The sequence below is a fragment of the Clostridium sp. UBA5988 genome (genome assembly GCF_002435615.1).
Lineage (GTDB): Bacteria > Bacillota > Clostridia > Clostridiales > Clostridiaceae > Clostridium_J > Clostridium_J sulfidigenes.
Window position 1 is genome coordinate 1 of sequence record NZ_DJBA01000053.1, and the last position, 7687, is coordinate 7687.

General features: G+C 28.9%; 6 protein-coding genes. 5 read left to right on the forward strand and 1 reads right to left on the reverse strand.

Annotated features, from left to right (window positions below):
* The first annotated feature begins 175 nt into the window (after positions 1–175).
* The 4 genes from secG (at position 176) to ligA (ending at position 5532) form a co-directional block, all read left to right on the forward strand.
* On the forward strand, positions 176–409 hold the full coding sequence (gene secG, locus B3J31_RS11800; RefSeq protein ID WP_150845069.1) for a preprotein translocase subunit SecG: 234 nt from the start codon (positions 176–178) through the stop codon (positions 407–409).
* Between the two features lie 134 nt (positions 410–543).
* The gene (locus B3J31_RS11805) at positions 544–858 is read left to right on the forward strand and encodes a YerC/YecD family TrpR-related protein (protein ID WP_035135244.1); all 315 of its coding nucleotides are present in this window, start codon (positions 544–546) and stop codon (positions 856–858) included.
* Positions 859–1134: 276 nt separating this feature from the next.
* Entirely contained in the window at positions 1135–3396 is a 2262-nt protein-coding gene (gene pcrA, locus B3J31_RS11810; RefSeq protein ID WP_346867800.1) for a DNA helicase PcrA, read from the forward strand.
* A gap of 138 nt (positions 3397–3534) precedes the next feature.
* Positions 3535–5532 carry an NAD-dependent DNA ligase LigA gene (gene ligA, locus B3J31_RS11815; protein ID WP_346867801.1) on the forward strand — a complete coding sequence of 666 codons (1998 nt, stop codon included), beginning with the start codon at positions 3535–3537 and terminating at the stop codon, positions 5530–5532.
* A 140-nt stretch (positions 5533–5672) separates the two neighbouring features.
* On the opposite strand, the gene B3J31_RS11820 is transcribed toward ligA, so the two are convergent.
* Entirely contained in the window at positions 5673–5942 is a 270-nt protein-coding gene (locus B3J31_RS11820; protein ID WP_150845066.1) for a hypothetical protein, read from the reverse strand.
* A 145-nt stretch (positions 5943–6087) separates the two neighbouring features.
* Here B3J31_RS11820 and B3J31_RS11825 point away from each other — a divergent pair.
* A partial coding sequence (locus B3J31_RS11825; protein WP_346873999.1) for an ABC transporter substrate-binding protein occupies positions 6088–7687 on the forward strand: 1600 nt, incomplete at its 3' end.

Consider the following 7687-nt stretch of genomic DNA (forward strand, 5'->3'; position numbering starts at 1 on the left):
TGGACTTACCAGTCCTTTAATTAGCTTGAATAGATTACAATTAAAGTAAAAATAAAAATTTTACTGGAATTTTCATGCTAAAGCTCTGATTTATTACTGTTTCCATTGTAAAAATATTTTTACTGTGATAAAATATATTACATGTATAAGGATAAAGAATTAAGGGGGCATAATAATGATAACAGCACTAAAGGTTGTAATAATTATTTCCGCATTAACAGTTATATTAGCAACATCTCTTCAAGAAAGTAAATCATCAGGTTTAGGTGGTTTAGTAGCTGGAAGTTCAGAAACTTTTTATAGCAAGAATAAAACTAAAACAAAGGAATCATTCTTAACTAAACTTACTATAGTATCAGCAGTTGTTTTTGCAGGATCAATTATAGGAATAAACATATTTATACTTTAACTAAAAGCTATCCAGGGGGATAGCTTTTGTATTTAATGTCTGATAAAATTATATTAAAGATTAAATGTTTACACTTTAGTATGATAACTTTATAATGTATATAGATGAATTTTTAAGTGATAGGGGAGAAAATAATGAGTGGATATGTTTCAAAACTTGAAACTCCAGAAATGGATTATCTTGTTGATGCGATTAGATCTCTTAAAACCAGAGAGGAAGTATATAGGTTCCTTGAAGATGTTTGTACAATAAATGAAATAAAAGCTATGGAGCAAAGACTTCAAGTTGCAAGAATGCTTAAAGAGAGAAGAACTTATTTAGATATCGCTAGTAGTACTGGAGCCAGCACTGCTACCATAAGTAGAGTCAATCGTTCTTTAAATTATGGAAATAATGGATATAAGGTAGTATTTGAAAGAGTTGATTGGAATGAATATGAAGATAAATAGAAAGTTATAAGTAATCATAGATTAAATATAAGAAAAAGCCTTACTTTGAATAGAGTAAGGCTTTTTCTATTTAATCAACTTAATAGAAATTAAAATAATTACAGTATAAGGTTATGGTGTAGTAACTATATTGAGTAATTATTTATATGTCGTTTATAAATTCATAGTATATGGTATAATAAAGAATAGGTTAAATATTCATAGTATAGTATTATATTATAGGATAAAGAAGATTAATAAATTACATTAGATAACTATAAATTTAGGAGTGATTAGATGGATTTAAAAAAGCTATTAAACAAGGAGCAATACGAAGCAGCTGTTACCGTAGAAGGCCCCTTGTTAATTTTAGCAGGTGCAGGATCAGGAAAGACTAGGGTTCTTACTTATAGAATGGCACATATGATAAATGATTTAAATATATATCCCTCACAGATTTTAGCTTTGACTTTTACAAATAAAGCAGCAGGAGAGATGAAGGAAAGAGTTAAATCATTAGTAGGAGATATAGTTGATACAATGTGGGTTTCAACTTTTCACTCTAGCTGTGTAAGAATTTTAAGAAGAGAAATTGATAAGTTAGGATACAATAAAAATTTTACTATATATGATAGTTACGATGCTAAATCACTAGTAAAGCAGTGCATGAAAGAACTTAATATCAATGATAAAGACATAACTGATGGAGAAATTATCTCAAAAATTTCCGATGCTAAAAATAAATTAATATCTGCCAAGAAGTTTAAAAAAGAAAATGAAGGAAACTTTCGAATGAATAAGATAGCAGATGTTTATCTAACCTATGAAAAGAAATTAAAGACTACAAATTCTTTGGATTTTGATGATCTAATTTATTTAGTTGTTAAACTCCTTAAAGAAAATGATGAGGTTAGAGAGTTTTATAGAAGAAAATTTAAATATATTCTTGTAGATGAGTATCAAGATACCAATAAATGTCAATATGAATTGATAAAGCTTTTAGTTAATGAAAATGAAAATATATGTGTAGTTGGAGATGACGATCAATGTATTTATGCATGGAGAGGTGCAGATATAAATAATATATTGGACTTTGAAAAGGATTTTCCAAGAGCTAAGGTTATTAAGTTGGAGCAAAACTATAGGTCGAAATCAAACATATTAGAGGCTGCTAATAAGGTTATAAGAAATAATGCGCAAAGAAAAGATAAAGTATTAAGAACTGAAAGTGAATCTGGAGAAAAGCTAAAAGTATACAGAGCCTATAGCGATATAGATGAAGGAAACTTTGTAGCGACTCAAATTAAAAGAATGATAAGAGAAGAAAATAGAAGCTTAAAGGATTTTGCTATACTTTACAGAATGAACTCTCAATCGCGTATATTTGAGGAAGCCTTTAGAAGGAATGAGATAACCTATAAAATAGTAGGGGGACTCAGATTCTATGAAAGAAAAGAAATTAAGGATATTATGGCTTACTTGAAAGTGATAAATAATCCTCTTGATGATATAAGTTTAAAAAGAATTATAAATGAGCCTAAAAGAAGTATTGGAGACACAACCATAGCTAGGGTACAGGAATTTGCAGCAGAAAATAATATATGCATGTATGATGCGCTTTTGGATGCAGAATTTATACCAAATCTTTCTGCAAGAGCTATAACAGCTATAAATAAATTTGTGAGCTTAATGAATACTCTTATAGTGGATGCAGAGAATATAAGTGTACCTGAACTAATTGAGGATATTTTAGATAGAAGTGGATACATGAAAATGCTTAAGGGTTCTAGTAGTGCCGAGGATGAAAGTAGAATAGAAAACTTAAAGGAACTTGTATCTGATGCTGTAGTCTTTGAAAATTCTTCAGAAGATAAATCCTTAAGTGCCTTTTTAGAAAAGGTAACTTTAGTTTCTGATATAGATAATTTAGATGAAGAGAATAATGCAGTAGTAATGATGACTGTTCATAGTTCAAAAGGACTTGAATTTCCAGTAGTTTTCTTAGTTGGAATGGAAAATGGAATATTTCCAGGCATGGCTTCTTTGAATAATTTTAATGAGATGGAAGAATCAAGAAGACTTTGCTATGTTGCCATTACAAGAGCTGAAGAGATGCTATATATATCATCGGCAGAACAGCGAATGGTATTTGGTAGAACTGTGGGATATCCTATATCAGATTTCATAAGTGAAATTCCTAAGGAATTAAAATGTGATTTGAATGATGATGGAGGAACTCAATCTAGAGGAAGTTTTGATAATATTAACAATAAAGTAAATAATAGAGTTAATAATAATCCTCACTCCTTTAGAAGTGGTTTTTATAATTCAAAGAAACCTATGGCTTCAAGTGAAATTAGTGGCATGGAATGTGGAGTTGACAAATGTGCAGCTAAAGAAGAACTTACTATAGGGGTAAAAGTAAGACATGGTAAATTTGGAGTGGGAACTGTAGTATCTATATCCTCAGACAATGGAGAAACTATAGTAACTATAGCCTTTAACAATATGGGAATCAAAAAGCTAATGCTTAATAAGGCAGGTCTTGAACTAGCTTAATATAGTGTAAGAAAGTCACGAAGACAGCAGAATAAGTTTATTATAGGCTATGTTTTAGATGTTAATAAAACATAGCCTATAATTAAATTTTAAATATATATAAGAGCTATTTTTAAGTTAATAGGAGGAAGCGTTATAATGAGTGATGATAAGCGTAGTAAAATGCTGAAGTTAGTAGAGGAGTTAAATAAATACTCCTATGAATACTATGTACTAGATAATCCTATCATATCTGATAAGGAATATGATAAAAAATATGATGAACTTAAAGTGTTAGAAAGTGAACTTGAAGAGGTTTTACCTTATTCACCAACGTTAAGAATAGGAGATATAGTTTTAGATGAATTTAGAAAATATAAACATAGAGCTCCTCTTTGGAGTTTAGATAAGGCTCAATCCATAGAACAAATTAAGAATTGGCATAATAGAAATATTAAAGCTATAAATGAGTATAATAATAATCATGAAGAAAAACTACCAAGTGTTAAGTATATTGTTACTAAAAAGTTTGATGGACTTTCTATAAATTTGACCTATAACCAAGAGGGGATTTTAATAGTTGGATCCTCTAGAGGGACTGGAGAAATTGGAGAAGACATTACTAGTCAAGTAAAGACTATAAAATCTATTCCACTCATAATAGATAATCACAGTATAATCGAGGTTCATGGTGAAGCTATTATGACAAAGGAAGCTTTTGAAAACTATAATAAAAATGCTTCTATCCCATTAAAGAACTTGAGGAATGGAGCAGCTGGAGCACTTAGAAATTTAAATGTAAAGGAAACTGCCAGAAGAAATTTATCTGCTTTTTTCTATGATGTTGGATATAATGAAGGAAATCCATTTAATACATATACTGAAATGATGAATTTTATAAAAAAAATGGGACTCCCTATGGATAATTATATGGAAACATGCACTAATATTGATGAGATAGAAAAACAAGTTGAATATATTAATAGTATTCGAAACAACTTGAATTATGACATAGATGGCGTAGTTATAGCAATTGATGATATAAAAACTAGAGAGGTATTAGGATATACAATTAAGTTTCCTAAGTGGGCAATAGCTTATAAGTTTGAAGCAGAAGAAACAACTACTAAGCTTTTGGATGTAGAATGGAATGTAGGTAGAAGTGGAAGAGTTAGTCCTACTGCAATTCTTGAGCCAGTAGAATTAGGTGGTGTAACAGTTAAAAGAGCTACTTTGAATAACTTAGATGATATTCAGCGTAAGGGAGTGAAAATTGGAGCTACAGTATTTGTTAGAAGATCTAATGATGTAATTCCAGAAATAATGGGAGTAGTAGAGGAGTCATTAGAAAGAAGTATTTCTATTGAAGAGCCTAAGGTATGTCCTAGTTGTGGGGAAGAATTATTTAGAGATGGAGTGCATTTGTTTTGTGAAAACACCTTAGCATGTAAGCCTCAAATGGTAAAAACTATAGTTCACTACGCTGGCAGAGAAGCTATGAATATAGCTGGATTTAGTGAAAAAACTGCTGAACAATTATTTGAAAAACTTGGAATAAAGTCAATAGCAGATTTATATAGAATAAAAAAAGAGGAATTAGTTGGATTAGAAAAGTTTGGAGATAAGAAAGCTACAAATCTATTAACAGCATTAGAGAATAGTAAAGAATGTGAATTATCTTCATTTATATATGGACTAGGTATTCCGAATGTGGGTAAAAAGACAGCTAAGGATCTATCAAAGAAATTTAAAACTTTAAAAAATATTGAGAAAGCATCCTTTGAAGAATTAATATCAGTTCCCGATATAGGAGATATAGTTGCAAAAACTATAGTTGAATTCTTCTCATTAGATAAATCTAGAGAAACCATAAATGAGCTATTAAATTTGGGTGTAACTCCAAGGGAGGAACAAGTTCAGCAAATAGATGAAAATCCTTTTAAAGATAAAACTATTGTAGTTACAGGAAGTTTAAAAGAATTTTCAAGAAATGAAATTAAAGATAAATTAGAAAGTTTCGGTGCAAAGGTAGCAGGTTCTGTAAGTAAAAAAACAGACTTTGTTATAGTTGGAGAAGACCCAGGTTCTAAGTATAATAAAGCTATAGAATTGGGAATTAGAGTAATTTCTGAAGAAGAGTTTAAGGGAATGATTTAAAGTAGAAAGCATTAGCCCCATGGAGTTTTTATCCATGGGGCTAATTGCTATAGTAAATAATCTGTATTGTACTATACATCTAATCAATATAAACTTTTCTGTTGATTAGGAGTATCATCCATAACTAAATAATTATTATTCTAGATAGTAGAGTCAGAAGTACTATCTAAACGCTCTGAATTAGAGTTTTCATCAATTATTTCAGATTTTTGTTGTTGTTCCTTTTCCTTAGCGTGCATATCTATACATGAAATATTTAATATATGTGAGATTTTTTCAAGTATATAATTACTATATCTCAGCTGGCTATATATAGAATTGAAAACAACAAATCCCCAAATGATTATTATCATAAAAGTTATTAAAGATAAGATTCCTAATATTTTCAATATAATATCTAAGTAAACCATAAGATACCTCCAATTTATTTACACATTATTATAAATATTATATCACATGTTTACAATTGGAAAAGAAGAATTTTGTGTTAACTTGCTCAGAATTGTTTATTTTGAAATAAATGAGTAAATAATTTTAAATATAGGAGGTGTTGTGGTGAAGAAAATAATATTTACAGTACTTTGCATTATAATAATTTTAGCAGGAATATCTATTGAGAAAGATAAATTAAATTCTGTAAAATATAGTAAAGTCAATTATATAACTTACAATATGAATGTAAATCCTGAAGATTTACAGTTAACAAGAGAAAATACTGTAAGAGATAAAGATTTGCTAATAACACTTTTTGAAGGTTTAGTAAAAGAAGATAACAATGGAGAAATAGTACCAGCACTTGCAAAGGAGATAATAACTTCAGAAGATGGCTTAGAATACACTTTTATATTAAGAGAGGATATATATTATAGTACAGGAGAAAAAATTACTGCAGAGGCAATTAAGAGTTTTTTTAAAGGATTTTTAAGTGATAGAAATAATGTATATGCTAGTAGTTTAGATTGTATATATGGAGCTAAGGAGTTTAGAGAAGGAATTGGTGATTTTTCAAATGTGGCAATAAACGTAAAAGATGATAGTACCATAGCTATTAGACTAAATTATAAAAATCCTTATTTTATTAATATCATAGCTAACCCAGTATTTAACATTAGAGATTACGGAACCCTGGATAGGTATAAGGAAAATTTTACTTCAATAAGGTATACAGGTCCCTTTGTAATTAAAGATGTAAAGAATGATGGGATCTACATAGAAAAAAATCAAAAGCATTATGAAAGAATTAAAATTACTGATGAAACTATTAGAATTACATTTTTAAACAGCGAAGAAAATACTTTAGCTATTTTTGAAAAATCAACGGAGACCAATACAGATTATTTTTCAGGTAGTATTGATATAATGATGGATGCTCCAATAAATGAACTTTTAAGATTATCTCAAAATTCAATGGTGAAAAGTTTTAATGGTTCAGCTGTATATTATTTAAGTTTTAACCCGGATAAAGAAACTGTTGGTGGAGATGTAAATTTTAGAATAGCTATAAACTCACTTTTATCAAAGGAATACTACTCTCAACTTATATGCAAAGAATTACTTACTCCAGCTACATCCTATGTGATGGAAACAGATGAAACAGAACAAGTATTCTCGATTTTTGGAGATACTGAAAAAGCTAAAGAATTCTTTAACAAGGTCAATATCAATGAAAATCCTGAAATAAGAGTAATTTTTGAAAAAAATAACTTGAATAGGAGAATTGTTGAAGATTTAAGTATTGATATTAAAGAGTGTACTGATTCAGAAATAGTTTTAAAAGAATATTCTAAAGAAGAGTTGAAAAATGCTGTTGATAAAGGAGATTATGATATAGTATTGCAGAGGTTTGATTTCAGCTATAGAAATCCTGGAGAGTATTTTGAGAGTTTCCATAAAATTTCTAATAATAATCTTATTTCATATGAAAATGAAGAATATTACAATCTTATTAATTCTGCAAAATATGAAATGAATGACGAAAAAAGAAAAATTATTTATGAGGAATGTGAAAAAATACTAAGAAATCAGTTAATATCTATACCTATATATAATATTAACAATGTTATTTGCGTTAAAGAAGGTATAAACCAAGTGTATGTAACTACCACTGGAAATATAAGATTAGAAAAAGTTAAAGGGGCTGTCGCAATAGCGGTTG